Origin of the sequence: Allobranchiibius huperziae (assembly GCF_013410455.1) — a bacterium.
GTDB lineage: Bacteria > Actinomycetota > Actinomycetes > Actinomycetales > Dermatophilaceae > Allobranchiibius > Allobranchiibius huperziae.
Map to the genome: position 1 here is coordinate 3,268,745 of NZ_JACCFW010000001.1, position 25,646 is coordinate 3,294,390.

The window sequence follows — 25,646 nt, forward strand, 5'->3', positions numbered from 1 at the left end:
CGATCAGGCCCTCTGTTCGGGCTCGCGACTGTTGCGGATCGCCTTGATCCCGTTGTTCAGCACCGCCACCAGCGGCACGGCCACGAAGGCGCCGAACGCCCCGGCGAGCAGCGTGCCCGCCGTGACGGTCACCAGGATGGCGAGCGGGTGCAGGTCGACGGCCTTGCCCAGGATGATGGGGTTCACGATGTTGCCGAAGAGCTGCACGATGAGCACCAGGACCACCGCCATCACGATCGCGGTCGCCACTCCCTTGGTGACCAGGGCGATGAGGCAGACGATCACTCCCGCGACGATGACCCCGATGAGCGGCACGAGCGAGCCGAGGAAGATCAGTACGGCGAGCGGCGCCACGAGCGGCAGCCCGGCGATCCACATCGCGGGCACCATCGCCAGGGCGTTGAGGCCGCCGAGGATCACGAGGCTACGCATGTACGCCGTGAGCGTGCTCCACGCGGCCGCGCCGGCGGTCGCGACGTGGCCGCGGCTGTGGACGGGGGCAAGCCGGACCACCCAGCGCCACATCGAGCCGTTGTCCAGCAGCATGAAGAGCGTCGCGAAGAGGCAGAGCACCGCACCGGAGAGGATGCCGAGGGCCCCACTCGCCTGCGACGCGACCCCGGAGAGGATGTTGCCCTGGTTCTGAGCCAGGGTGTCGCCGAGGTTGGTCGTGTACTTGTCCGCCTGCTTGGGCGCGACGTGCAGCGGCCCGTAGACGAGCCAGTGCCGGATGGTCACCGCGGCGTCCTGCACCTGATTGACCAGCACGTCCTTGGCGTCCGCGATCTGCGAGAGCGCGTACCAGGTCAGGAACGAGATGGCGGCGATCCCGAGCACGAAGACCAGGAACGCGGCCAGTGGGCGGGGCAGTCCGATCCTGCGCAGGACGCGCACGGCGGGCTCGAGCAGCGCGCACAGCATCACCGCGATGGCGATCGTCACGGTGACGAGGTAGACGTGCGTGAGCAGCGCGCCGATCGCGGTGATCGCGGCCAGGATCAGCAGCACGCACAGTGACCACCAGGCGGCGACCTGCACGCCGAAGCTGACGTCGTCGATGGGCCGTTTGGGGCCGTCGCCCGCACCGGACGCACCGTCGGTCAACCGCTCGGCGACTCCCTCGGGCTCGGCGGTCCGGGGCGCCTCCCCGTCACCGTGCGCCCACGGCGGGGCCCAGCGCGTCGTCATAGCGGGAGCATCCCACGCAGTGGCCCCGTCACCCGACGGCAGCCGCCGCGGCGCGCCCGGCGGCGCGGCCGGAGAAGATGCACCCGCCGAGGAAGGTGCCCTCCAGGGAGTTGTACCCGTGCACCCCGCCGCCCCCGAAACCGGCCGCCTCGCCCGCGGCGTACAGGCCCGGCACGGGAGCGCCGTCGTGCCCGAGCGCACGTGAGGAGAGGTCGGTCTGGATGCCGCCGAGCGACTTGCGGGTGAGGATGTGCAGCTTGATGCCGATCAGAGGTCCCGCGGCCGGGTCGAGGATGCGGTGCGGAGCGGCCACTCGCGCGAGCCGGTCGCCGCGGTACCGGCGAGCGGCGTTGATGGCGGTGACCTGCGCGTCCTTGGCGTACTTGTTCGCCACCTCGCGGTCGCGCGCCACCAACTGCCGCTCGATCAGGTCGTGCTCCAGCAGCGGCTCGTCGGTGAGCTTGTTCATTCCGTCGACCAGCTCGCGCAGCCCGTCGGCCACCACGAAGTCCGGCCCCTTGTCCATGAAGGCCTGCACCGGCGGCGGTGCCGCGGAGGTGACCCGGGAGGCCAGCGCGCGCAGGTCGCGGTCGGTGATGTCGGGGTTCTGCTCGGAGCCGGACAGGCCGAACTCCTTGGCGATGATCTTCTGGGTGACGATGAACCAGGAGTGGTCGTGCTCGGCGAGGTCGGGCGTCGTACGCAGGTGCCGCAAGGTGGACAGCGTGTCGAAACCCGGCCAGCAGGGCATCGGCAGCCGCCGCCCGAGGGCGTCGAACCACATCGGCGAGGGGCCGGGCAGGATGCGGATCGCGTGCTGGGGCCAGACGGGCGCGTAGTTGGCGATGCCCTCGGTGTAGTGCCACATCCGGTCGCGGTTGACGGTGCGGGCGCCAGCATCCTCGGCGACCTTGATCATCGCGCCGTCGACGTACGCCGGCACGCCGGTCAGCATGTGCTTCGGCGCGGTCCCGAGCCGCTGCGGCCACCACTCCCGAACCATGTCGTGGTTGCCGCCGATGCCGCCGGTCGTGACCACGACGGCCTGCGCGGTGAGCTCGAAATCGCCGACGACCTCCCTGCTGCTGGGAGCACCGCGTGGGGCGTCGTCGGGCGCGAGCACGTCGCCGCGTACGCCGGTCACCGCCCCGCCCTGCGTGACCAGCTCGGTCACCCGGTGCCGGTGGTGGAAGGTGAGCCGCCCGGCCTCGGCGGCTTGCAGGGCCGCGTCGACGAACGGTTTCACCACGCCGGTTCCCGTGCCCCAGGTGATGTGGAAACGAGGCACCGAGTTGCCGTGCCCGTCCGCGCGCCCGTCGCCGCGCTCGGCCCAGCCGACCAGCGCCAGCCAGCCCATGCCCTTGTCCTTCAGCCAGGAGCGCTTCTCGCCGGCGGCGAAGTCGACGTACGCGCGGGCCCACTTCTGCGCCCAGGAGTCCTCATCGCCCAGCCGGTCGAACGCGGCGCTGCCCTGCCAGTCCTGCCAGGCCAGGTCGGCCGAGTCGTGCACGCCCATCCGACGCTGCTCGGGAGTGTCGATCAGGAAGAGCCCTCCGAACGACCACCAGGCCTGCCCGCCCAGGTTGGCGGCGTTCTCCTGCTCGACGACGGCCACCCGCTTGCCGGCCTCGACCAGCTCACCGGCGGCCACCAGGCCCGCGAGTCCGGCACCGACGACGATGACATCAGCATCCATGCCGCAAACCTACGTCGCGCGTGTCGCCGGTTCCCCGTTTCGGGCCGCGTCCGTGCCCGAAGATGCCCGGGCGGCCGCCCGGAAGCGCCAAGATGGGTGCGTGGCCGCCCCGACCCTTCCTGACGCGGTCGCCCAGCTGTACGCCGGGCCGCCGGCGGACTTCGTGCGCTCCCGCGACGCGCTGGTCGCTGCAGCGAAGAAGGCGCAGGACCCCGACCTCGCCAAGCAGATCAAGGCGCTGCGCCGACCGAGCGCCGCCGCGCACCTGATCAACCGGCTGAGCGCGTCGGGCGATCTCGGCGAGCTGGCCTCCCTCGGCGAACGGCTGCGGGCCGCGCAGTCGCAGCTGGACGCATCGGCCATGAAGACCCTGGGCGTCGAGCGTCACCAGCTGATCGACGACCTCACCGAGCGTGCCTGCGCCGAGGAGTCGTCTGTGACGTCGGCCGTCCAAGAGCAACTGCGCGCCACCTTCACGGCCGCGCTCGCCGATCCGCAGGCGGGCCGGGCCGTCGAGAGCGGCGCGCTGGTGACGGCCCTCAGCTACAGCGGATTCGGAGAGGTCGACCTGTCCGACGCGCTCGCGACTCCGCTGACGTTGCTGCAGGGAGGCAGGGGCGAGGACGCGCCCGACGGGGACGAGGCGGCATCGGACGACGACCGGCGCAGGACGGCCCAGCAGGACGCCGCGCGCCGGGCCGCCGCCGCTCGGTCGGCGCGCGAACAGGCCCGCCTGGAACGTACCGAGGATGCCATCGAGGCGGCCCAGCAGGCGGTCGACCGGGCCCAGGCCCGGCTGGACGAGGCCCGCTCGGCGGTGCGCGACGCCAAGGCCACGCTGCAGCGGGCGGAGGCCGACCGGCGTACGGCGCAGGAGCGCGTGGCGCAGGAGCGCGTGGCGCAGGCGGAGCAGGTGGACCCTGACCGCTCCTGACCGAGGCGCCGGCCGACCGTCACGTCCTCAGCAGGTGACCGTCAGGTAGAACGGGACATCGGCGAACGACGTGCCGGACTCGGCATAGACGAACACCCCGTCGGCGTTCCCGGAGCGAGGCTGCGCCCCGACCGTGTAACCCACGTAGAAGGGCGTGACGGCGTAATCGCACCCGGATACCTTGCGGTCGAAGTCGATCTCGTACTGCCCGGTCGCGAGGTGCTGGGTGGCAGTCACCCGGTTCGCCGCGGTGGGGTCGAGGGTGCCGTCGAAGTTGATCTTGGCGCGCAACGGCTCGACGTAGTAGCCGGTGATGTCCAGGATGACGCCGGTGTTGCTGACACTGCTCCGGATCGACGCGAAGCTGGAGTGTGCGAGCGGGATCACTCCGCCGCTCGAGGCCGCGAAGCTGGTGCCGAAGTTCATGTACGAGGTCGCGGGCGCGGACGTGCCGTACGACCACGCCTTCAGGTAGCCGTTGTGGGTGGCGAGCGTAGTGATCGTGGTGGCCACGGCGGTCGCGTTGGCCGGCACTCCGCACCCGGTCGATGACCCACCCTGCGAGGCGAAGCTGGTCGTACCGACCACGCGGAAGTTGCGGGTGGTGTTCGCGGCGAGCGGACCGCCGCCGTAGCGGGTGTCCGCCGCGCGACACGGTACGATCGGCGTGAACTTCGACTCGACGGTGTTGTCCACGGGTTGCGCGACCACAGCCGGGTGCGCTCGCCCGGCCGGCTGGTGATGTGCACCTGCAGCGCCGCCATCCCCGGCAGCCCACGCGACTGCGCTGGTCCCGGCGACGGACAGACCGGCGACGGCGCCGATCAACAGGAAACGGTTCATGACATGACCTCCATCAGGGGTTGGGCCGGCGGGCGGCCACCCGTGATGTTCGGGGTGGGACATGTCGGGAGGTCGGGGGTCGACGAGCGTCGGCTCCTGGTGCCGGTGCTCGACATCATGGCCCTGGTCAGACCCCGATACCAGACTTTTTCCAGGGAAACATGTTATACGCCCATCGGTCCCCGCCCTGCTGACGCAGGGCTCGTGGTCAGCTGACGACCTTGCCCTGGCAGTAGCTGACGAGGGCCTTGCTGTCGCGGTTGAGCGCGGCTCCGGAGGCGGTCTTGCCCGCGGAGCTCAGGTCGGCCAGCGTCTCCATGTCCTTGGAGACCGCGCCGATGTGCGCGGTGTAGGTCTTGTCCGCCGCGCTCTTGGTCGTCGTGCGGACCGCGGCGGCCGTGGTGCGGTAGTTCTCGGCGGCCGGCCGGATCACGCTGGACTTCTTGGTCAGCAGGGCGGCATTCCACCGGATGGTGGCGGCGGCGACGCGCGCGGTCGAGGTCACGCACGCCTTGCTGAGGGCGGTGTTGGCCGTCGAGGTGGGGCTGGGGGTGGTGGTGGAGGAGCTGCTCGGGCTCGGGCTCGGGGCCGACGACGAAGTCGAGCTCGTCGCGACCGCCGAGCTGCTCGCGGCGGTGCTGCCGCCGTCGTTGCACGCGGACAGAGCCAGCGTTCCGGCGATGGCGGCGAGGGGGAGGGAAGGCACAGCGATGGTGCGTCGCAGGGATCGGGACATGCCTCCACTGTGCACAGACGCGTCGTGCGCGGCCAAATCCGCGGCCTCAGGCCCCGGCGGGCGCCCCCAGCCCAGGGCGGGCGTCCAGCCAGGTCAGGATCTGGCCGGCGGTCCAGTCCGGAAAATCGAACATCGGTGTGTGCCCTATGCCTTCGCCTTCCACGTAGGTCCAGGACGGGTTGCGCTTGGCGAGGGCGCGGGCCGAGCGCACATTGATGAGCTTGTCGTGGTCGCCGTGCAGCAGCAGCACGGGCTTCGCGATCCTGCCGACGACGCTGTAGTAGCGCTTGCGGTGGCCGAGCATGGTCAGCAACGACCGGCCTGCGACCTCGAAACTCGCGCCCGCGCCGCGTTGCGACATGCGGCGTTCGGACAGGCGCACGTGCCGCTCGATCAGCTCCGGGTCGATGTCGTCGTACCGGGTGGTCACCATGCGGATGGTGCGCTCCACCTCGTCCCGCACGGTGCTGGCCGCGAGCCGCTTGGCGGCGATCCGGGACAGGCCGGGCAGGGTGGTCATCGCGAAGTCCCTCACGACGTCGCGATGCGGGTATCCCCGGAAGACCAGCGGGATGGCCGGGTCGATCAGGACGGCGCCCGCGACGGCACCGGGGTCACGCGCGGTGAGCTGGGCGGCGAGCAGGCCACCCATCGAGTTGCCCGCGACGATCGCCGGCCGACCGACCATCTTCGCCGTGAACCGTTGCAGCAGCGCCAGATTCGCGGGGACCGCGGCGTCGCGGGGATGCACCTGGGTCAGGCCGAAACCACCGAGGTCGAGGCTGAGCACCGTGCCCCGCGCGGCGAGCATCGGCGCCACCGCTCCCCAGTTGTCGAGCGAGCCGCCGAGACCGTGCACGAGCACGAATGCCGGCCCGTCCGCGGGCCCCTCATGCCGTTCGTAATGCACCCGCGTGCCGTCGAGATCCACATAGTCGTCGCTGCCCGTCACGGTCCCATCTAAGCGGCATACTCCCCGCATGACCGAAGTCACCTGCACCGCAGATCTTTTCGATGAGCGTGGCGCGGAGCTCGACTCGTGCGAGCTGCAGCTGCGCCAGTACGGCGGTCGGGCGGCGTTCACCGGCACCGTGGTGACGATCCGGTGCCTGGAGGACAACGCCCTGGTGAAGTCGACGCTGGCGTCGCCGGGCGAGGACAAGGTGCTGATCGTCGACGGCGTGGGCTCGCTGCGTACCGCCCTGATGGGCGATCTCATCGCCGGATCCGCGGTCGAGAACGGCTGGGCCGGCGTGATCCTGCACGGCTGCGTGCGCGACGTAGTGGCGCTGCGGTCGCTCGATCTGGGGGTCAAGGCGCTCGGCAGCAATCCCCGCAAGAGCTCCAAGACCGGTGCCGGCGAGGTCGACGTGCCGGTGTCGTTCGGTGGCATCACGTTCCACCCCGGCGCGCAGCTGTGGAGCGACGACGACGGAATCCTCGTCACGCGGAGCTGATGGCCCGATGCGCGCGGTTGTCAGCGGATCTGTGGCGCCGACGCCTCCTACCCGCTGACAACCGACGGGAAAGTCGTCAGCCGGCGCCGGTCGGGTCGGCCTCGGCGGTGTCGGGCAGGTCGTCCACCAGGCCGCCCGCCGGGGTCTTCTGCCACGAGACGAGTCGCCAGCCGGAGCTCTGGTCGCCCTCCAGGGTGACGATGCCGGTGTTGTCCAGCGGCTCCGCCGCCAGGTCGCCGGTGCCCGTGCAACGCAGGCCCGACCAGGTGCGGATGAGCGCGCCGTGGCTCACCAGGACGGCAGACTCCAGGCCACGGTCGCAGACCGAACCAACCGCCGCATCAACGCGTTTGAGCATCTGGTGACCGTCCTCACCACCGGGTGTGGACGCGTCCAGATCGCCGTCGCGCCACAGCTGCAGCGTCGTGATGTAGGCCGTGATGCTGGTCTCGTCGGTACGCCGCTCGAGGGCGCCCGCCTGCACCTCGAACACGCCGGGCAGCACCTGGACCGGGAGGCCGCGGGCTGCCGCCAGCGGCTGCGCGGTGAGCTGGGCGCGGGTGGCCTCGGAGGCGAAGACTGCCTGCACGTCCTGACCGGCCAGCGCCTCGACCAGGGCCTCCGCCTGGCGAGCGCCGAGATCGGTCAGGCCGGGTCCGGGGAGAAAGGTGTCCAGGGAACGCTCGACGTTCGCGGGGGTCTGTCCGTGCCGCACCAGCATCAACCGCATGCGCTCATCGTCGCAGGCGAGCCGGATCCGGCCGAGTGCGGACCGCCTTGGTCAGTTCGATCTCGTTGACCGACAACGAAGTCGGCATCATCCCCGCGTCACCGGAACGGCACAGCAACCCCACAGACTGCGCCGCCAACCTCTGCCCATGAACACTTCTCCCGCCGCAGGCGCCACCACCACTTCCCTCTCGTTCAACCGGCTGCGCCGCACCCTTGCCGCCGTCGCCGCCGGCGCCGGCGTCGCCGTCGTCGGTATCTCCGCGATGCCCGGCACTGCACACGCCGCCGGGGTCGCCACCGGCTACCGCTACGTGCCGGCGTCGTCGGACCGGGCCGCCTCCTCGGTCACGCCCACCTCGCTGCCCGCGCAGAACCTCGAGAGCTCCGCCGTCCTGCGCTACACCGTGACCGCCGACGGGTCGCTGCGCCGCATCTGACCCGCGCTCAGCGGCACCCGGGTGTCTGCGGCGATGGCCGCGTGCCCGATGTCATCATCTGCCGTATGACGCGCTCGGTCTTCCTGGTCCGCCACGGGCAGGCGTCGTTCGGCAAGGCCGACTACGACCAGCTCTCCCCAATCGGGCGCCAGCAGGCACGGGCGCTGGGCGAGTCCTTCGAGCGGCGGGAGTTCCGCCCGGACCGGATCGTCTGCGGGTCGATGAAGCGCCACCAGCAGACCGTCGCCGAGATCATGGCCGGCGCCCAGCTGGAGGACCTCGAGGTCGACAGCGACCCGGCCTGGAACGAACTGGACCACGTCGAGGTCATCACCGGCTACAAGCCGGCCTACCGCAACATGCTGGTCCTGAAGGCCGACATGGTCCGCACCCTGCGGCCGCGCGCCGCGTTCGAGGACATGTTCGTCAACGCGATCCTGCGCTGGGCGGGAGGGGAGCACGACGGCGACTACCGCGAGACCTTCGCGGCGTTCACCGACCGGGTCGCGGGCGCGCTCGACGGGCTGGCGGCGTCCGTGGAGGAGGGTGAGCGCGTGCTCGTCGTGTCCTCGATCGGCGTCATCGCCTGGGTGGTCACACGACTGCTCGGCGGCCAGACGGACCCGACCTGGCGCGAGCTGTCGATGGCCGGCTACAACACCGGTGTGACCCGCCTGCAGATCGACAGGTCGGGCCCGCACCTACTGACCTTCAACGAGATCAGCCACCTCGAGATCGCCCGGCTGCTCACCCACCGTTGACGACGCGTCGAGCGCACGCGATCAGCGCAGCTTGGGCGCCTTGCCTGCCGCGACCTCGTCGGAGTACCCGTCGTAGAGCGGCACGTACTCCGCCTTGCCGAGCACGTAGACCTCGTCCTCGCCGGCGTCCTGGAATCCCTGGTCGCGCAGCTCGACCTTGCGGCTCTTGAAGGTGCTGGTGTGCTCCAGGGACGCAACCAACCGGATGAAGAGCGGCACGGCGTACGGCGGGAGGCTGTCGATCAGGTGGTCGGCCATCGCCCGCCCATCGAAGCTCGCGCCCTCGACGAGCTGCACGGCGGCCATACCGGCCTTGCCGTCGGTGCCCGGCACCTCGACACCGTAGACCGAGCAGTCCTCGACGTCGTGCGCGTGCCCGAGCGCCGCCTCGACCTGGGTGGTAGCGACGTTCTCACCCTTCCAACGGAAGGTGTCGCCGACCCGGTCGACGAAGGCCACGTGCTGCATGCCCTGCTTGCGCACCAGGTCGCCGGTGTTGAACCAGCAGTCGCCGCTCTTGAACCCGTTGCGCACCAGCTTGCGCTCGGACGCGTCGTCGTCGGTGTAGCCGTCGAACGGCTGCCGGTCGGTCACCTTCGCCAGGAGCAGCCCGACCTCGCCGACCCGCACCGTCTCGAGGCGGCCGCGCGCGTTACGACGCGGCTCGCCGGTCTCGTTGTCGTAGGCCACCACCTTGTGCGGCAGCGGGCACATGCCGGCCGTCTCGTCGACGTCGAGCGCGTTGATGAAGGCGATGTTGCACTCGCTGGCGCCGTAGAACTCGGCGATGCGCTTGATCGCGAAGCGCTCCTGGAACTCCTTCCAGATGTCAGCGCGCAGACCGTTCCCGACGATGACGCGGATGTTGTGCCGGGTGTCGTCCGGGGACGGCTTCTGGGCGAGCAGGTATCGGCACAGCTCGCCGATGTAGACGAACGACGTTGCGTCGTAGTGGCGTACGTCGTCCCAGAACCTGCTGGCCGAGAACTTCGGCGCGACCGCCATGGCCGCACCCCCGTGCAGGACGGCGCCGAGGGCGACCGTCACGGAGTTGTTGTGGTAGAGCGGCAGGGAGCAGTAGAGCGTGTCCTCGCCGTTCAGCCGGACGCCGAGCGCGCCCAGGCCGCCGTACGACTTCAGCCAGCGGAAGTGGCTCATCACCGATGCCTTCGGCATGCCGGTGGTGCCCGAGGTGAAGATGAAGTACGCGCGTTCGTTGGCGACGATCTGGGCGGTGACCTTGGGGTCGTCGCTGGAGGCGCCGGCCGACATCTGCTTCAACTCCGACATCGTCATCACGTGCTGGGAGTCGACGATGTCGCCGGCGGTCGCGAGGTCGTCGCGCAGGTCGTCGCCGATGACGACCACGCGCGCCCCGAGGATGCCGATGCTGTGCGCGAGCACCTCGCCGCGCTGGTTGTAGTTGAGCAGTCCCGCCACCGCGCCGAGCTTCACGACCGCCAGCATCACCAGCAGGTTCTCGATGTCGTTGGCGGCCATCAGGCCGACCACGTCGCCGCGCTGCACGCCCTCGCCGATCAGGGTGTACGCGTACCGGTTGATCTGCGCGTTCGCCTCGCCGTAGGTCACGACGCGGTCGCCGCCCTTGAGGAACGGGCGGTCCGGGTGCGCCGCCGCCTCGTCCTGGAAGACCGAGCCGATGGACATCACGGCGGTCGGCTTGAGGGTCAGGCCCGGACCCTTGGTGATGGTGTGGCGCAGCTCGGGGAGCGCGCGCAGGCTGCCCTTGGCGAAGTCGAGGAGGGTGACACGCTGACGAGTGGTGGTGCTCATGAAATTCCTTCGCGAGACGCGGGGGCACAGTGCAGGTTACGGATCAGTAACCTAAGCGATGTTAGCTGGATCACTGTGCCATAGCGAGCCGCTTCGGACAGTCGAAGTCCGATGCGGCGCCCGGCCGGGGCCGGATATCCGGTTGCGGCGGCGGGTTCAGCGCTGGGACCGTGGTGCTCATCATGAAGCTGTGAGTCCCTTCCCGCTCGCGCCCGCGGCCGCTGCCCGGCGAGCACCGAGTCCCATCGCCCCGAAGGGCATCTCTCTTGGCCTCCCCGCTCCTGCTGAACGACATCGTCAAGACGTACCCCGACCGCGTCGTCCTGCCCGGCATCACCGCGTCCGTGCCACCGGGCGCCCGGGTCGGGCTGATCGGTGAGAACGGGTCGGGCAAGTCGACATTGCTGCGTATCGCCGCAGGCGCCGATGACGATTTCGCCGGCTCCGTGCAGCGTCCGGCCGATCTCGGCTTCCTCGCCCAGGACACCGGCCTCCCTCCGGACGCGCGCGTGGGTGAGGTGCTGCACGAGGCGCTGGCTCCGCTCCACCGCGGCGTGGCCGAGCTGCAGGCCGCCGCGGAGGGGCTGAGCGGCAAGGATCCGGTGACCGCCGCGGCGTACGACGAGGCACTGGCCTGGGTCCGGTCGCACGACGCGTGGGACGCCGACCGGCGCGCGACCCTCGCGGCGGCCCGTCTCGGTCTGGCCGCCATCGACCCCGGTCGCGCGGTCGGCAGCCTCTCCGGAGGCCAGCGCACCCGACTCGCGCTGGCCGCGCTGCTCACCCGCAGGCCCGACGCACTGCTGCTGGACGAGCCGACCAACCACCTGGACGACAAAGGACTGGCGTTCCTGCAGAGCCAGCTGCGCGAAGCCGCGGGCGCTGTCCTCGTCGCCAGTCACGACCGGGTCTTCCTGGACGCCGTGTGCACCAGCACCCTCGATCTGGACCCGTCGCACTTCGGCACCGACGGCGAGGGTGGCCGGATGCACGCGGGCGACTACACGGCGTACCGATCGCTCCAGCGCGCTGCCCGCATCCGATGGCAGGAGCGGTACGAGGCGCAGCAGGAAGAGCTCCGCGGGCTGCGCCAGGCCGCTCGGACGGTCGAGGCCGACGTCGCGCACGACCGCGGCCCGCGGGACGGCGACAAGTTCATCTACGGCTTCAAGGGAGCGCGGGTCCAGGCCACCGTCAGCCGGCGACGACAGCAGGCCGAGCGCCGCATCGAGTCGCTCGAACGGGAGCGGATCCCCAAGCCGCCGCTACCGATCCGCTTCGCCGGTCGCTTCGACACGACGACCGCGGGCCGGGTGCGGCTGCGCGACGTGACGGTCCGCGGACGGCTGCACATCGCTCGACTCGACGTCGATCCGGGCGGCAAGCTGCTCGTCAGCGGTCGCAACGGCGCCGGCAAGTCGACCCTGCTCGCAGTGCTCGCCGGGACCATCCCCGCCGACCAGGGCGTGGTGGACGTCCACGCCGCCCGGATCGGGCTGCTCGCCCAGGACGTGAGCCTGCCGGACCCGGACCTGACGCCGCTTCAGATGTACGAGACGCAGGAACCGTCGATCCCGTTGCGGGATCTGGGCCTTCTGCACCCTCGGCTGCTGAACGTGCCGTTGCTGACCCTCAGCATCGGGCAGGTACGCCGGGTCGAGCTCGCCGGCCTCATCGCCACTCAGCCGGACCTGCTGCTGCTCGACGAACCCACCAATCACCTCTCGCTGCAACTCGTCGACGATCTCGAGTCCGCCCTGCAGGACACCCCCGCGACGGTCGTCCTCGCCTCGCACGACCGCTGGCTGCGGGCGCGCTGGACGGGTCGGGTGACGCACCTGCCCTGAAACGAACTGCCCGAACCGCGTCGTCGATGGAGCCGCACGAGCCGCAGACCCGTCGTACTGTGCACCCACGACGCGACCGAAGGGGGCTGACGTGGACGAGCTGAGCGGTACGGCGATCGCGTGGCGGCCTCCGATCGCGCGGGCTCTGCTGGGGCTACGTCGGGCGGGGTCGCTCGCCTTCACCGAGGTGGTCGCGGAGAACATCGACCCGCGGGCGATCCCGGCGCAGCTGCGAGCGCTGCGCGACGCCGGCACCACCGTCGTCCCGCACGGCGTCACCCTCGGGCTGGCCGGCGCCGACGCGCCCCGGGGGGAGTCGCTGGAGCGGCTCGCCGAGCTCGCCGTCGCGTTCGACGCGCCGATCGTCAGCGAGCACGTGGCGTTCGTCCGCGCGGCCTCCACCGCGGATCCGCTGCACGGCGACGTGCTGGAAGCGGGGCACCTGATGCCACCGGCACGGACCAGGGACGGCCTCGACGTCCTGGTCGCCAATGTCGAGGCTGCACAACGGGTTCTGCCCGTGCCGCTCGCCCTGGAGAACATCGCCGCCCTGCTCTCGTGGCCGGAGGACGAGTACGACGAACCGGAGTTCCTGACCGAGCTCACCGACCGCACCGGCGTCCTCCTGGTGCTCGACATCGCCAACCTCTACTCCAGCGCGATCGCCCAGGGCCGGGACCCGTACGCCGAGCTCGCCCGCTTCCCGCTCGACCGGGTCGCTTACGTGCACATCGCCGGTGGCGAACACCGCGACGGGTTGTACCTGGACGCCCACGCGGCCGCCGTCGTGCCTGAGGTGCTCGATATGCTGAGCGCGTTCGTCGCAGCGGCCGTGCGCCGGCGCACGGACGGGCGCCGCCCCGGAGTGCTGCTCGAACGTGACAGCGACATCAGGACAGCCGCTGTGCTCGCGGACCTGGAGGCGATCGACCGGGCGGTCGAGGACGGGGCCGCGCGTGCGCTCGCTCGATGAGCAGCGTGCCGCCCTGCGCGGCAGGCAGCACGAGGTGACGGCCGCGCTGTTGCGCGGTGAGGCGCCTCAGGGATTCGGGCAGGTCGCAGCACGGCATACGTCGCGCATCCTGCTCGGCAAACGCGCCGACGACGTCGCGGACGGGTGCCCCGAGCTCACCGAACTGCCCGGCTGGCGGGCGCGGTTCGCGCAGTACGCCGGCTCCCATCCCGCGCAGGGATGCGCGCACACGCAGCTGTCGGATTTCACCCGGTGGCTGCGGGTCGCGCCGGACCTCGGCCCGCCCGAACGCGAGTGGCTACGGGTCGCAGATGTGCACGCGTCACGAAAACGCGCGACTATCGCCCAGATTCGCGGTCGGCGCACGATACTCATCGGGCTGGGCCGCCAGGTCTGGCGACTGTCACTTCCGGCGCGCCCGCGCCGTCATCCGGGGGGATTCGAATGACTGCTCTGATCGTCGGAGGTTTCATCACGCTGATCTCCATGGCCGTGATCGTCGTGTTCGTGGTGATCCTGGTCGTGGTGGCCAAGAACGTCGCGGCCGGCAGGAAGAAGGCGCCCCCAGGCCCCGCTCGGGGCCGCCGGTGGACGGACACCGGCACGAGCGGTGCCGGCTTCGTGGACGGCGGATCGCACCACGGCGGCGGCAGCCACCACTCTTGCTCCTCCAGCTCGTGCTCGTCGAACTCCTGCTCCTCGAGCTCGTGCGGAGGTGGCTCCTCCTGCGGTGGCGGCGGATCTTCCTGTGGCAGCAGCTGATCCGCACCGCGCGCATCACTCCACGGTGACGGACTTGGCCAGGTTGCGGGGACGGTCGATGTCCCGGCCCAGCGCCGCCGCCGCGTGATAGGCCAGCAGCTGCAACGGGATCGTCAGCACGATCGGGTCCAGCTCGACCTCGCCGTGCGGTACGACGATCCGCTCGGCCGCGAGGTCGCCGAACTCCACGCCGGGGTGGGTGACGGCGATGACCGGACCGCTGCGGGCAGCGATCTCGTGCAGGGCGCCCAGGTTGCGCTCGACCAGTTCGTCGTCGGGCACGATCGCCACCGTCGGCATCTGCGGTGAGATCAGCGCGAGCGGCCCGTGCTTGAGTTCGCTCGCCTGGTAGGCCTCCGCGTGCTGGTAGCTGATCTCCTTCAGCTTCTGCGCGCCCTCGCGCGCGACGGCGTACCCGCGCACTCGGCCGATGAAGAACGACGACGGAGACTGCGCCAATCCCTTGGCGACGACGGCGATCTCGTCCTCGCTGTCCAACATCTGCTGCACCTGACCGGGCAACGCCCGCAGCCCGGCGACGATGCGCGCACCGTCGGCGTAGGACAGGTCGTGCACCCTGCCGAGCAGCAGCGCCAGGAGCGCGAACCCCACTCCCATGTGGGTGAGGACCTTGGTGGATGCAACGCTCACCTCGGGCCCGGCGTGCAGGTAGATGCCGCCGTCGCACTCGCGGGCGATCGACGAGCCGACCACGTTGACCAGCCCCACGACGCAGCCGCCCTTGCGCTGGATCTCGCGGACGGCGAAGAGGGTGTCGGCGGTCTCGCCGGACTGACTCACCGCGACGTAGAGGGTGTCCGGCTCGACGATCGGATTGCGGTAGCGGAACTCCGAGGCCGCCTCGGCGTCCGCCGGGATGCGCGCCAGGTCCTCGATCATCGACGCGCCGAGCTGTCCGATGTAGAAGGAGCTTCCGCAGCCGATCGCCTTGACCCGCCTGAAACCGCGCAGTTCCCGGGCGTCGATCCCCAGGCCGTCGAGTCGTGCGGTGGCGAACCGGTCGTCCAGCCGGCCGGACAGCATCCGCTCCAGCGAGGTCGGCTGCTCGTGGATCTCCTTGTGCAGGAACGTGTCGTGGCCCTCCAGCTGCAGCTCGTCCGCCCGCAGGGTCAGCTCCTCGGGCTGCTTGGAGGTGCGAGCGCGGTCGGCGGTGAAGGTCTCGTACCCGCCGGCCGCGACGATGGCAAGCTCCCCGTCGTCCAGGTGGACGACCTGCGAGGTGTGCCGGACGAGTGCCGACGCGTCCGAGCCGACGAACATCTCCCGGTCACCGATGCCGATGATCAGGGGCGAACCCTGGCGGGCGACCACGATCCGGTCGGGCAGCTGAGCGTCCAGGACTGCGACGGCGTAGGTCCCGGTGATCCGCTGCAACGCCTGGATGACCCGGTCCTCCAGGGCGGGTGCCTCGGAGCGGCCGATGAGGTGCGCGAGCACTTCGGTGTCGGTGTCGGAGGTGAACTGCACTCCGTCCGCTTCGAGCTCAGTGCGGAGGACGGTCGCGTTGTCGATGATCCCGTTGTGCACGAGCATGATCCGCCCGTCCGCGCTGCGGTGCGGGTGCGCGTTAGCCTCGGTCGCCGGACCGTGGGTGGCCCATCGGGTGTGACCGATCCCGACCTTGCCGGACAGCCGCTTGGGCAGTGCGGCCTGCAGGTCGCGGACCCGACCCACCGCGTGGGCGACCTTCGGCCCCGACCCGGTCAGCACCGCGATGCCGGCTGAGTCGTAGCCGCGGTACTCCAGCCGCGTCAGGCCCTCCAGCAGGATGGGCGCCGCCTGCTCCGATCCGACGTATCCAACGATTCCGCACATGTTGCTCAGGTCCTATCCGTAGATCATCCGGCGCAGCTGCCGGGCTGAGAGCGAGGGTGGCGCGACGTTGCGATCGGCCAGTTCGGCGGCGATGAGATCGAAGATCTCCTCGTTGCGCCGGCCGTACGTCTGGTGGTGCGCGTGCCGCCGTCGCACGAAGTCCTCCACCGGCTCGGCGTACCAGGCGATGACGTCGTCGACGACCCGAGCCGCCTCCGAGGGCGAGAGCCCGGTCGTCTCGACGACGCGACGTACGAGCTCGGTATCGGGCACGTCGAGCATCATGGACCACGGCCCCTCGGAATGCACGTTCCTGCCCGTAATCGGGCAGATCCGAGGCAGTTGTGGGGCCTAACCTCGGTGCCACGTCCCGTCTGCGCAGTCCGCGGGGCGAAGGAGCGCTAGGTTCGGCAGGTATGGCGAGCAAGGGCAGTCCCGCGGTCGAACTCGAGGTGGGCGACAAGACCGTCCGCATCTCCAACCCCGACCGGGTCTACTTCCCGGCGCGCGGTGAGACCAAGCTCGACCTGGCCAACTACTACCTGTCGGTCGGCGACGGCATCGTGCGCGCGCTGCGCGACCGGCCGTGCATGCTGCACCGGTTCCCGACCGGCGTCGAGGGCGAGAAGGTGCACCAGAAGCGGGTGCCGCGTGGCGCGCCGGACTGGTTGGAGACCGTACGGATCCACTTCCCCCGCTGGAACCGCACGGCCGATGAGTTATGCGTCACCGAGCTCGCCAGCGTCCTGTGGGCGGTGCAGATGTCGACGGTCGAGTTCCACCCCTGGAACTCCCGGCGCGCCGACACCGAGCGCCCCGACGAGTGGCGCATCGACCTCGATCCGATGCCGCAGGCGTCGTTCGCAGCGATCCGACGCACCGCGCACACGGCCCACGAGGTACTGGACGAGCTCGGCATCCGCGGCTTCCCCAAGACCTCCGGTGGCGACGGGCTGCACGTCTACGTGCGGATCGAGCCGCGGTGGGAGTTCGGGGAGGTACGCCGTGCGGCGTTCGCCTTCGCGCGCGAGATCGAGCGGCGGATGCCGCAGGAGGTCACCACCACCTGGTGGCGCAAGGACCGCGACCCGGAAGCCGTCTTCGTGGACTACAACCAGAACGCCCGCGACCACACGATCGCCAGTGCGTACTCGGTGCGCGGCAATCCCGAGGCCACCGTCTCGGCGCCGATCGAATGGGGCGAGATCGACGACGTCGAGCCGGGTGACATGACCATCGCGACGGTGCCGGAGCGCTTCGCGCTCCTCGGTGACCTGCACGCGCAGATCGACGACACGGCGTACAGCCTGGACACCCTGCTCGAGTGGGCCGACCGCGACGAGCAGGCTCCCCCGGAGAGCTCCGAGGGCACCGACGGCGACGCCGACTGATCAGCCGGCCTGCGGCAGCGGCTCATCCAGCCCTGGCAGGCTCACCCGTCCTCGCCCCATTCGAGCCTTGATCCCCGCCAGGCGGGTGTCGTCCGCGGCACGTCCGCGGCGCATCCTGCGTACGCCGCGCAGGTCGTCGATCGCCGTGCTGACCACGTCGACGCGGCTGTCCGGGTCGTCGTACCAGTCGACCGGCACTTCGTGGATCCGCAACCCGGCGCGCTCGGCGAGCACGAGCAGCTCGGTGTCGAAGAACCAGCTGTCGTCCTGCACCAGCGGCAGCAGCTCGCGCGCGACGTCGGCTCGAATCGCCTTGAACCCGCACTGCGCGTCAGTGAAGCCGGCGCGCAGCGACACCCGCAGGAGCCGGTTGTAGCCGCGCGAGATGACGTCTCGCCTGAAGCCGCGGACGACGTGCGCGCCGTGCGCGAGCCGGCTGCCGATGGCGAGGTCGGAGTGGCCCGACATCAGCGACGCCACCAACGGCGCCAGCGCGTCGAGATCCGTGGACAGGTCGACGTCCATGTATGCCAGCACGAGCGCGTCCGACATCGACCAACTCGCCCGCAGCGCCCGGCCGCGACCCTTCTGGTCCAGGTGGAAAGCCCGGACCCCGACGAGCTCCTGCTCCAGCCTCCGCCCCACCGCCAGGGTCGCGTCGGTGGACGCGTTGTCGGCGACGGTGATCCGGAACGCGTAGGGGAAGTGCTCCTGCAGGTACCCGTGCACCGTCTCGACGCAGGCGGCGAGCGACTCCTGCTCGTTGTGGACCGGGATGACCACGTCGAGCACGGTCGTCGGCAGTCCCGCCGAATTACGTTGCCGCGTGCTGTGTTCGGAGATGAAGGTCGTCATGGCCGTGTCCGCCTCGTCCCTGTCGTCCTTGTACATCTCAACTCGAACTCGTGGGCTGAGTCAGGTCGTAGAACGTCGTGCTGCCGATCGTGACCTTCGTGTAGTGGGCCTCGACCCAGGAGGTGATCGAGCTTCCCGAACCGGACCCGCCGCCCATCCCGCCGCCACTGCTGGCGAGGAAGTAGTGGATCCGCCCGGCCTTCACATAGGCCTGGAACTGGGCCAGGGTCGGCGACGGGTCGCTGCCGTTGAAGCCGCCGATCGGCATCACCGGCTCCCCGCTGCCCAACTGCAGGCCCGCGGCGTTCTGGCTGCCGATCGCCGCCGCCGCCCAGGTGTACTTCGAGGCGTTCGACTGCAGCGCGGCGACGACCTCGGTGCTCGGCGTCGAGGCGTCGAGCAGACCGCCCATCCCGCCGCCGGTCCGGGTGCCCGCGGTGGCGCCGCCGGGCGCACCGCCCGCCGTCGCCCCGCCCGTCGTACCTCCGGGTGCGCGACCCGCGAAACCACCCGTGGTCCCGCCGGCGCGCGCCGCTGCGCGTGCGCCACCCGCGAAGCCACCGCCCATGCCGCCCATCCCCGACCCGCTGGGGCCGGCGACCACGATCGAACCGCTGTGGCCGACCGCCAGGGTGGACACGGTGTACGCCGTGGGACCGGCCAGACCCGCCGCGACGGCCGCCGCGATCACGAACGGCACGAACCTGGCGTGCATCCATCGAATCGCGAGCAGCAGCAACGCGGCTGCCATGCCGACCGCCAGGATCGAGACGCGCAGCCAGTCGCCGTACGCCGTGACGCGGGTGAGCAGGACGAACGACCAGATCGCGGCGGCGGCGGTCGCGGCCGCCAGGGTGACGGTGCCGAGCACGGTGTGCCGCCGCTCCCACATCTCGATCGCGCCCGCGCCGACGAGGGTGGCGACGGCCGGTGCGAGCGCGACCGTGTAGTACTGGTGGAAGATCCCGGCCATGAAGGAGAAGGTCAGTCCGGTGACGATCAGCCAACCGCCCCAGACCAGATAGAACGCGCGGCGCAGGTCGGTGCGCGGCCGCCAGCCACGCACGACGAGGCCGACACCGAGCAGGATCAGTGCGGTCGGGATCAACCACGAGATCTGGGCGCCGACCTCGCTGCCGAACATCCGGGTGATCCCGGTCGTGCCCCACTGCCCGCCGGCGTTGCCGCCGCCTCCACCTCCGCCGACCGAGCCGGTCTCGTTGCCGGACAACCGGCCGAAGCCGTTGTAGCCGAAGGTGAGGTTCCAGAACGAGTTGTCCTGGCTGCCCCCGATGTAGGGCCGCATGCTCGCCGGGGTGAGGGAGACGATCGCCACCCACCATCCCGCGGAGACCACCATCGCGGCGAGACCAGCTACGGCGCCGACGATCCGGCGGCGCAGCGTGGTGTTCGCGGCGACGAGGTAGGCGATCCCGAAGAACGGCACGACCAGGAAGACCTGGAAGGTCTTGGTCAGGAAGCCGAAGCCGATGAAGACACCGACCGCGATCATCCACTTGGCCGAACCCCTCTCGATTGCACGCATGGTCGCCCAGCCGCCGAGGGCCATCAGCAGGGTGAGCAGCGCGTCCGGGTTGTTGAAGCGGGACATCAGCACCGCGATCGGGGTGAGAGCGAGCACTGCGCCGGCGAGCAGCCCGCCCACAGCGCTGAAGTAGCGCTTCACCGTCGCGTACACGACCGCGACCGCCCCGACCCCCATGAGCACCTGGGGCATCAGGATGGCGAACGAGTTGAGCCCGAAGACGCGCACCGACAGCGCCATCACCCAGAGCGCGGCCGGCGGTTTGTCGACCGTGATCGAGTTCGCGGCATCGGAACTGCCGAAGAGGAACGCCTCCCAGTTGACCGAACCCGCCTGCGCCGCAGCCGAATAGAACGAGTTGGCCCATCCGCTCGCGGTCAGGTTGTAGAAGTACGCGGCCGCCGTGACAACGAGCAGGCCGAAGAGTGCCGGCCGCGCCCACGTGGGGTCGCCGTCCGGGCCGCGCCACACCCGCCCGAAGCGGTCAGCGGCGAATGACGAGCGTGACGCACCGACACCGGACCGGCCGGTCGGTGCGTTCGCCGTGTGGGAGGAGCGCAGATGCGCTGTCACGGAGTTCATGCGTGGAACCGTGACGGCACGCTCTGTGTGGTTGCTGTGCCGTGACTCTTGCCTCCCGATGTGAGCCACGTGACCGCTGACGCGCGGCGGGAGTGCACCGCACCACCCTGCGCCACACATGTACGAATACCGCTGTCGACAGGACGAATCCGGATGACGGCGGAGCCACAGCCGGCCCACAGAAGCCCCCGCCACGATCGGCGACGTCAGAAGCCCCTGAGCAGGTGAGGAGTGCGTGATGTCGCACGAGCCCGAACGTGTCGGTCCGTCCGAGGACGACCCGACCCGACCGATGCCTGCGGCGTCACCCGGGTCGCGCCCGCACCCGGTCGGGACGGCGCCCGCCCTGCGCCGGCCGCGCTGGTCCGGAAAGAAGAGCGCCGTGGTCGCCGCCCTCGCGATCGGCCTGTCCTCGGCAGGTGCCATCGGCGCGGCGGCGGCCTCCCCCGCCGGCCAGTCCGGCGGAGGAGGAACGGCCCGCTGGGCACCCGGCGGCTTCGGCGGGACCGGTACCCGAGGTGGCACCGGCACCCACGACGGGACCGGCACCCGAGGCGGGGCACGCCCCCAGGGCGGAGGCAGCGCCGGTCAGGCGACGCCTCCAGCTCCGGGGATCGGCACGGGCGCAGGCACGACCACCTGAGGCGCGTGCGGCTACGGCCCGGTTCTCCCTCGGGGGAAGGACCGGGCCGTTCGGGTCGTCACTTGGAGCGCTGAGCCATCCTGGCCTGCATCTTGGCCACCAGCGGTGGGATCGCCGGGCCGCCCTTCGCGAGACTCTTTCCCGCGCGCTTCATCGTCGCTGTGTAGACCGGACGGCTGAATCGCTTGCTGTTGTAGGCGATCCGCCCATCAGGGTCGGTGAGCACGATGAACTTGCCGGCTTTCATCCCGGCGTACGCCGCAGCGGCGACCTCGACGGCGCCGCGAGGAGCCTTGGTGATCAGATCGACCGCCGTCTCCTCCATCTCGACGTCCTTGCCCTGCAGGGAGGACGCCAGGTTGGTGCGGAAGAAGCTCGGGCAGATGACTGTCACGACGATGTTCCATGGTGACAACTCATGCAATAGTGTCTCGGACAGAGCCACCACGCCCGCCTTCACCGAGTTGTACGACGCCATCGCCGGGGAGTGCACGAGTCCGGCGAGCGATGCGGTGTTGACGATCTGGCCGCCCCGCTGCTCTTTGAGCATCGGGGTGAACGTGCGGCACCCGCGGACGACACCGAGCAGGTTGATGTCGACGATCCACTTCCAGTCGTCCATCGATGTCACATCGATCCGGCCGCCCGCCGCCACGCCGGCGTTGTTGACCAGCAGGTCGAGCCCCTGCCAATGGGTCTCTACCCACACTCGGGCCTCGTCCCACTGCTCATCGGACCGGACGTCGAGCTGCCGGTACTGCACCCCGAGCGGAAGGGTGCCCGCAGGCGCCTCCTCGTGCACGTCTCCGACCAGCACCCGGGCGCCCTCGGCGACCAGCAGCTTGACGAGTTCGAGGCCCAAGCCGCTGCACCCACCGGTCACCAGGGCCCGTGCGTCGGCGTACGAGCGCAGGTTCGTGCGTGAATTTCTCATGGCCGCGACCCTACTCGCGCGTAACCCTGATCACACCCAGCGACCGGACCGCACCGCCACGGTCACCTCGAAGTGTGCGGAGTCGCCGTCGCCCACACCCTCCGCCTCACGGACCTCCGCCTTCAGCGGCAGCGCGTACCGCCCCTCCCTGGGGAAGAGGGACGTCTCCCATGCGGTGTCGCCGAGCCGTGCGTGCACCGGGATCATCCCCCACCCGTAGCTGACCTCCTTCGCCAGCTCGCGCAGGTCTGCGCCGTCCTGCTCGGGAAGGTTCACGAAATAGAACGGCGCCGGGCCCTTCCAGTACCAGATCTCCGCGTCGAATTCCGACTTCATCGCAAGGACAACACCTTTCACTCCAAGAGGGCTGCGATGTCCGCCGCGGTGACAGCGCCCGATACGGCGCCGCCGGCATCCATCACCGAGGCGAAGAGATCGCGCTTGCGCTCCTGCAACGCCACGACCTTCTCCTCCACGGTGCCCTGCGAGACCATCCGGTAGACGGTCACCGGTCGTTCCTGCCCGATGCGGTGCACCCGGTCGATCGCCTGCGCCTCGGTGGCCGGGTTCCACCACGGGTCGAGCAGGTAGACGTAGTCGGCCTCAGTGAGGGTGAGTCCCACACCGCCGGCCTTGAGCGAGATCAGGAACGCCGTCTGGTCGCCGGATCGGAACCCGTCGATGACATCCTGCCTGCCCCGGGTGGATCCGTCGAGGTACGACGTGCGCACCCCGGCCGCATCCAGCGCGTCGCGCGCGAGGGCCAGGTAGGAGGTGAACTGGCTGAAGACCAGGGCGCGGTGGCCCTCGTCGGCCAGCTCGGTGAGGTGCTGGGCCAGCAGGGTCAGCTTGGCGGACTGCTCGGCGGCGGGGTAGTCGTCGTCGACCAGCCGCGGGTCGAGCGCCAACTGCCGCAGCCTGGTCAGCGACGCGAGGATCGCGACACGGTTGGTGTCGGCGTCCTCCAGCAGTCCGAGGATCCGCTGGCGTTCGCGCTGCAGGTGCCGGCGGTAGGTCGCCTCGTGACGAGCGGACGGCTCGACGTGCAGCAGCTGGATCTGCTTGGCGGGCAGATCGGCGGCGACGGCCTCCTTGGTGCGCCGCAGCATCAGCGGCCGGATCCGGCGACGCAGCTGTTCCAGCAGCTCCGGTGCCTTCCCGCTCTCGATCGGGCGACGGTAGCGCTGCCCGAACACCTCCGGATCGGGATAGAGCCCCGGCACGGCCAGGGCGAACATCGACCAGAGATCCATCAGCGAGTTCTCCAGCGGGGTGCCGGTGATCGCCAGTGTGAACGGCGCGTCGAGCCGCTTGGCGGCCTGGAACGTCTTGGACCGGTGGTTCTTCACCCACTGCGCCTCGTCGAGGATCAGCCCGCTCCACCCCAGGGCGTGGAAGTTCTCGGCGTCGAGGCGCAGCACGGCGTAGGACGTCACGACGATCCGCGCGTCACCGATGGTGTCGGCGAGCGACCGCCCCCGCTTGCCGGAGGTCTGCGGCAGCGCCACGATCGGGACGTCGGGAGCGAACCGGGCGGCCTCACCGACCCAGGTGCCGACCACCGAGGACGGCGCGACGACGAGGACGGGCTCGGTCAGGTCGCCGCGCTCGTACGCACGCGCCAGCATCGCCAGGGTCTGCACGGTCTTGCCGAGGCCCATGTCGTCGGCCAGCACACCGCCGAGACGGGCATCCCACAACGTGCTCAGCCACGCGAATCCCTCGCGCTGGTAGGGCCGCAGCTGCGCCCGGAAGCTGTCCGGCAATCTCGGCGGCTCGAGCCGCCCGACGTCGCGCAGACCGCTGACCGCCTCCGCCCACCGGGTCGACTGCCGGCCGGGCACTCCCAACGCGACCAGTTCGTCGTAGAAGCCGACCTGGAAGCGACCCACCCGAAGGCCCTCCCCGGGCTCCCGGTCGACCAGGTCGCGCGCCTCCTCGATCAGCTCGCGCAGCCGGTGCAACGACGGGTCGTCGAGGGTGAACCAGGTGCCCGACTGCAGCAGCATGCTCTCGTCGCCACGGACGAGCGCCGCGAAGAGCGGCTCGAAGGGCACCTCCTCCCCGCCGATGCTGACGCTCACCCGCAGGTCGAACCAGTCGGTGCCGTCCTCCCGATCCTCGGTGCCGATCTCGATCAGCGGGGTCTCGGTGACCTGCTCGTACGTCGGCAGCTCACCCTCGAGCACCACCTGGAGGTCCTCGTGCTCACTCCACTGCGGCAGGGCCGCAGCGATCCGCACGGCCTCCCACCCGCTCAGCGTGTGCTCCGGGCGCGGCCACCAGCCGAGGCCGCCGACCGCCTCGAGCAGCCCGGCCGACCGCAGCAGCGGTCCGACCCGCTCGACCAGCTCCCGCTCGGCGATGCGATCGCGCCCGACCTGCGACCAGCCGAGCGTGACGGGGTGCAGGCGCCGCGCGTCGTACCGGAACCCGGCTCGCACACGGATCTGCTGGTCCGCCGGACTGTCGAGCGTCAGCTGCAGACGCAGCGGCTCGGCCGGGTCGGCGGCGTGCGGCACCCGGGGAAGTTGTCCGCTGTCGGTGAGCCGGGGCAGCGCCTCGGACCGGAACTCCGCGGCGTCCTCGGCGGGCACCCGCAGACCTCCGGACCGCAGCAGTTCCTCCATCGCGGGGCGCACCGGCGCGGTGAAGCCGGCGAGCGTCATCGCGCCGCCGCGCTCGATCACGGCGACGCCGTGCGCCGGCGATCCGATGAAGATGCGTTCGCCCTCGGGCAACTCGGGCAGCGCCGGCGCGAGCACCAGATCGGCCTCGTCGTCGTCCTGCACCACCTGCAGCTGCGGCGTCACCGGGTACGGCGCCACCTCCAGGCCCGCGGAGACACCGAATCCCTGCATGATCGCCACGCCTGCATCCGAAGCCTGGGCGAGCGCCGGCCACAGCGTGGCGGCGAACTGGTCGAGGTGCAGCTCGCTCGGCAGCAGGCCGCCGTCGGCGATCCGGTGCAGTGCCTTCAACGCGCGGTGCTGAGCGGGGTCCCACGGACGCACCGGGCTGTCGTAGAGCACGTCGTGCCAGGCGGCCTCCTTCACCCACCGCCCGGCCTTGCCGAGGTAGGTCGGCACGATCGCGATGCGCCGCGCGGGGGTACTGTCGTGGATGGTGGACGGGCGGGTGACCGGCACCATCCGCAGCCCGAGGCGGCGTGTCGCCGCAGCCGGCTCGTCGGCGTACTCCTGCACGAACCGGCGCCACGACGCGGACCGGTCGACCTCGACCTTGCCGCCGAGCGACTCTCGCGCGACGAGCAGCAGGGTGGCCACGTGCTTGCACCGCGCCTGCATCGGGCAGGAGCACCGCGAGGTCCATTGCGGGCGCGGGCCGGTGTCCTTGGTGCGGGTGACCAGCGTCGTGTAGTCGCGGTCGCGGCTGCCGCCGATGACCCCGAGCAGCATCCGACCCTGGTCACCGGTGTTGATCGAGATCACCCGCTCGGCGTCGACGTAGCCGAGGGCGCGCTCGAACGCCTTGTCACCGACGTACGCCTCGATATCGACGTCGGAGACCTCGCGCAGCCACTCGGCGCCGCGCACCTGGAAGGCGTGCGCGTGCTCGTACGCCGGGTGGTCACCGCCGAAACCATCCGCCACGCGGTACCCACCCCTTCACGGCCACGACGTTACCGGCCGGGTCCGACAGCCGACGTGCTCCGGCCGGCCACCGTGGCGCAGGTAC

Annotated in this window: 24 protein-coding genes; 10 read left to right on the forward strand and 14 right to left on the reverse strand. The window is 70.6% G+C overall.

The window, feature by feature from the left end; translation table 11 throughout:
* Window positions 1-3 precede the first annotated feature (3 nt).
* Together HNR15_RS15550 and HNR15_RS15555 are read right to left on the reverse strand one after the other, a co-directional pair.
* Window positions 4-1,188, reverse strand: coding sequence for an AI-2E family transporter (locus HNR15_RS15550; RefSeq protein WP_179483223.1), 1,185 nt, complete (start codon window positions 1,186-1,188; stop codon window positions 4-6).
* 28 nt (window positions 1,189-1,216) lie between these two features.
* On the reverse strand, window positions 1,217-2,884 hold the full coding sequence (locus tag HNR15_RS15555) for an FAD-binding dehydrogenase (protein WP_179483224.1): 1,668 nt from the start codon (window positions 2,882-2,884) through the stop codon (window positions 1,217-1,219).
* A 100-nt stretch (window positions 2,885-2,984) separates the two neighbouring features.
* Here HNR15_RS15555 and HNR15_RS15560 point away from each other — a divergent pair, with 100 nt between their 5' ends.
* Window positions 2,985-3,818, forward strand: coding sequence for a hypothetical protein (locus HNR15_RS15560; protein ID WP_179483225.1), 834 nt, complete (start codon window positions 2,985-2,987; stop codon window positions 3,816-3,818).
* A 27-nt stretch (window positions 3,819-3,845) separates the two neighbouring features.
* On the opposite strand, the gene HNR15_RS15565 is transcribed toward HNR15_RS15560, so the two are convergent.
* The 3 genes from HNR15_RS15565 to HNR15_RS15575 all read right to left on the reverse strand — a co-directional run bounded on the left by HNR15_RS15565 (window position 3,846) and on the right by HNR15_RS15575 (window position 6,349).
* Window positions 3,846-4,661, reverse strand: coding sequence for a hypothetical protein (locus HNR15_RS15565; RefSeq protein WP_179483226.1), 816 nt, complete (start codon window positions 4,659-4,661; stop codon window positions 3,846-3,848).
* 208 nt (window positions 4,662-4,869) lie between these two features.
* Entirely contained in the window at window positions 4,870-5,397 is a 528-nt protein-coding gene (locus HNR15_RS15570) for a hypothetical protein (protein WP_179483227.1), read from the reverse strand.
* A gap of 46 nt (window positions 5,398-5,443) precedes the next feature.
* Window positions 5,444-6,349: an alpha/beta fold hydrolase gene (locus HNR15_RS15575; RefSeq protein ID WP_179483228.1), complete on the reverse strand. Its 906-nt coding sequence runs from the start codon at window positions 6,347-6,349 to the stop codon at window positions 5,444-5,446.
* A 28-nt stretch (window positions 6,350-6,377) separates the two neighbouring features.
* Here HNR15_RS15575 and rraA point away from each other — a divergent pair, with 28 nt between their 5' ends.
* Window positions 6,378-6,854, forward strand: a complete 477-nt coding sequence (gene rraA, locus HNR15_RS15580) for a ribonuclease E activity regulator RraA (RefSeq protein ID WP_179483229.1) — start codon at window positions 6,378-6,380, stop codon at window positions 6,852-6,854.
* A 76-nt stretch (window positions 6,855-6,930) separates the two neighbouring features.
* On the opposite strand, the gene HNR15_RS15585 is transcribed toward rraA, so the two are convergent.
* A complete protein-coding gene (locus HNR15_RS15585; protein WP_179483230.1) occupies window positions 6,931-7,584 on the reverse strand; it encodes a histidine phosphatase family protein in 654 nt (217 codons plus the stop codon).
* A 148-nt stretch (window positions 7,585-7,732) separates the two neighbouring features.
* Here HNR15_RS15585 and HNR15_RS15590 point away from each other — a divergent pair, with 148 nt between their 5' ends.
* Both HNR15_RS15590 and HNR15_RS15595 read left to right on the forward strand, forming a co-directional pair.
* Complete coding sequence (locus tag HNR15_RS15590) at window positions 7,733-8,023, forward strand: hypothetical protein (protein ID WP_179483231.1); 291 nt, start codon at window positions 7,733-7,735, stop codon at window positions 8,021-8,023.
* 65 nt (window positions 8,024-8,088) lie between these two features.
* Complete coding sequence (locus HNR15_RS15595) at window positions 8,089-8,784, forward strand: histidine phosphatase family protein (RefSeq protein WP_179483232.1); 696 nt, start codon at window positions 8,089-8,091, stop codon at window positions 8,782-8,784.
* Window positions 8,785-8,805: 21 nt separating this feature from the next.
* Here HNR15_RS15595 and HNR15_RS15600 read toward each other — a convergent pair whose 3' ends face one another.
* A complete protein-coding gene (locus tag HNR15_RS15600) occupies window positions 8,806-10,578 on the reverse strand; it encodes a long-chain-acyl-CoA synthetase (RefSeq protein WP_179483233.1) in 1,773 nt (590 codons plus the stop codon).
* 266 nt (window positions 10,579-10,844) lie between these two features.
* Between HNR15_RS15600 and HNR15_RS15605 the strand changes: the two genes are divergently transcribed.
* From HNR15_RS15605 to HNR15_RS15620, 4 genes are all read left to right on the forward strand, one after another.
* Window positions 10,845-12,425: an ABC-F family ATP-binding cassette domain-containing protein gene (locus HNR15_RS15605; protein ID WP_179483234.1), complete on the forward strand. Its 1,581-nt coding sequence runs from the start codon at window positions 10,845-10,847 to the stop codon at window positions 12,423-12,425.
* A 91-nt stretch (window positions 12,426-12,516) separates the two neighbouring features.
* Window positions 12,517-13,398: a multinuclear nonheme iron-dependent oxidase gene (locus HNR15_RS15610; RefSeq protein WP_218883755.1), complete on the forward strand. Its 882-nt coding sequence runs from the start codon at window positions 12,517-12,519 to the stop codon at window positions 13,396-13,398.
* Window positions 13,382-13,846, forward strand: a complete 465-nt coding sequence (locus HNR15_RS15615) for an SCO6045 C-terminal-like domain-containing protein (RefSeq protein WP_179483235.1) — start codon at window positions 13,382-13,384, stop codon at window positions 13,844-13,846. Before HNR15_RS15610 ends, HNR15_RS15615 begins: the two co-directional genes overlap by 17 nt.
* Window positions 13,843-14,160 (forward strand): hypothetical protein, encoded by a 318-nt coding sequence (locus tag HNR15_RS15620; RefSeq protein WP_179483236.1) that lies wholly within the window; start codon window positions 13,843-13,845, stop codon window positions 14,158-14,160. The genes HNR15_RS15615 and HNR15_RS15620 overlap by 4 nt, the downstream gene beginning before the upstream one ends.
* 15 nt (window positions 14,161-14,175) lie before the next feature.
* Here HNR15_RS15620 and glmS read toward each other — a convergent pair whose 3' ends face one another.
* Both glmS and HNR15_RS15630 read right to left on the reverse strand, forming a co-directional pair.
* On the reverse strand, window positions 14,176-15,996 hold the full coding sequence (gene glmS / locus HNR15_RS15625; RefSeq protein WP_179483237.1) for a glutamine--fructose-6-phosphate transaminase (isomerizing): 1,821 nt from the start codon (window positions 15,994-15,996) through the stop codon (window positions 14,176-14,178).
* A 12-nt stretch (window positions 15,997-16,008) separates the two neighbouring features.
* Window positions 16,009-16,269, reverse strand: coding sequence for a hypothetical protein (locus tag HNR15_RS15630; protein ID WP_243757915.1), 261 nt, complete (start codon window positions 16,267-16,269; stop codon window positions 16,009-16,011).
* 143 nt (window positions 16,270-16,412) lie between these two features.
* Here HNR15_RS15630 and ligD point away from each other — a divergent pair, with 143 nt between their 5' ends.
* Entirely contained in the window at window positions 16,413-17,387 is a 975-nt protein-coding gene (gene ligD / locus HNR15_RS15635) for a non-homologous end-joining DNA ligase (protein WP_179483239.1), read from the forward strand.
* Here the strand turns inward: ligD and HNR15_RS15640 are convergent, their stop codons facing one another.
* Window positions 17,388-18,242 (reverse strand): dolichyl-phosphate beta-glucosyltransferase, encoded by an 855-nt coding sequence (locus HNR15_RS15640; RefSeq protein ID WP_179483240.1) that lies wholly within the window; start codon window positions 18,240-18,242, stop codon window positions 17,388-17,390.
* A gap of 37 nt (window positions 18,243-18,279) precedes the next feature.
* The gene (locus HNR15_RS15645) at window positions 18,280-20,370 is read right to left on the reverse strand and encodes an ArnT family glycosyltransferase (RefSeq protein WP_179483241.1); all 2,091 of its coding nucleotides are present in this window, start codon (window positions 20,368-20,370) and stop codon (window positions 18,280-18,282) included.
* A gap of 238 nt (window positions 20,371-20,608) precedes the next feature.
* Here HNR15_RS15645 and HNR15_RS15650 point away from each other — a divergent pair, with 238 nt between their 5' ends.
* A complete protein-coding gene (locus tag HNR15_RS15650) occupies window positions 20,609-21,013 on the forward strand; it encodes a hypothetical protein (protein WP_179483242.1) in 405 nt (134 codons plus the stop codon).
* 58 nt (window positions 21,014-21,071) lie between these two features.
* On the opposite strand, the gene HNR15_RS15655 is transcribed toward HNR15_RS15650, so the two are convergent.
* The 3 genes from HNR15_RS15655 to HNR15_RS18910 are packed head-to-tail and all read right to left on the reverse strand — an operon-like array spanning window position 21,072 to window position 25,561.
* Complete coding sequence (locus HNR15_RS15655; protein WP_179483243.1) at window positions 21,072-21,947, reverse strand: SDR family NAD(P)-dependent oxidoreductase; 876 nt, start codon at window positions 21,945-21,947, stop codon at window positions 21,072-21,074.
* A gap of 30 nt (window positions 21,948-21,977) precedes the next feature.
* Window positions 21,978-22,283, reverse strand: a complete 306-nt coding sequence (locus HNR15_RS15660; RefSeq protein ID WP_179483244.1) for a DUF1905 domain-containing protein — start codon at window positions 22,281-22,283, stop codon at window positions 21,978-21,980.
* Window positions 22,284-22,300: 17 nt separating this feature from the next.
* Entirely contained in the window at window positions 22,301-25,561 is a 3,261-nt protein-coding gene (locus tag HNR15_RS18910; RefSeq protein WP_179483245.1) for an SNF2-related protein, read from the reverse strand.
* Window positions 25,562-25,646: the final 85 nt, after the last annotated feature.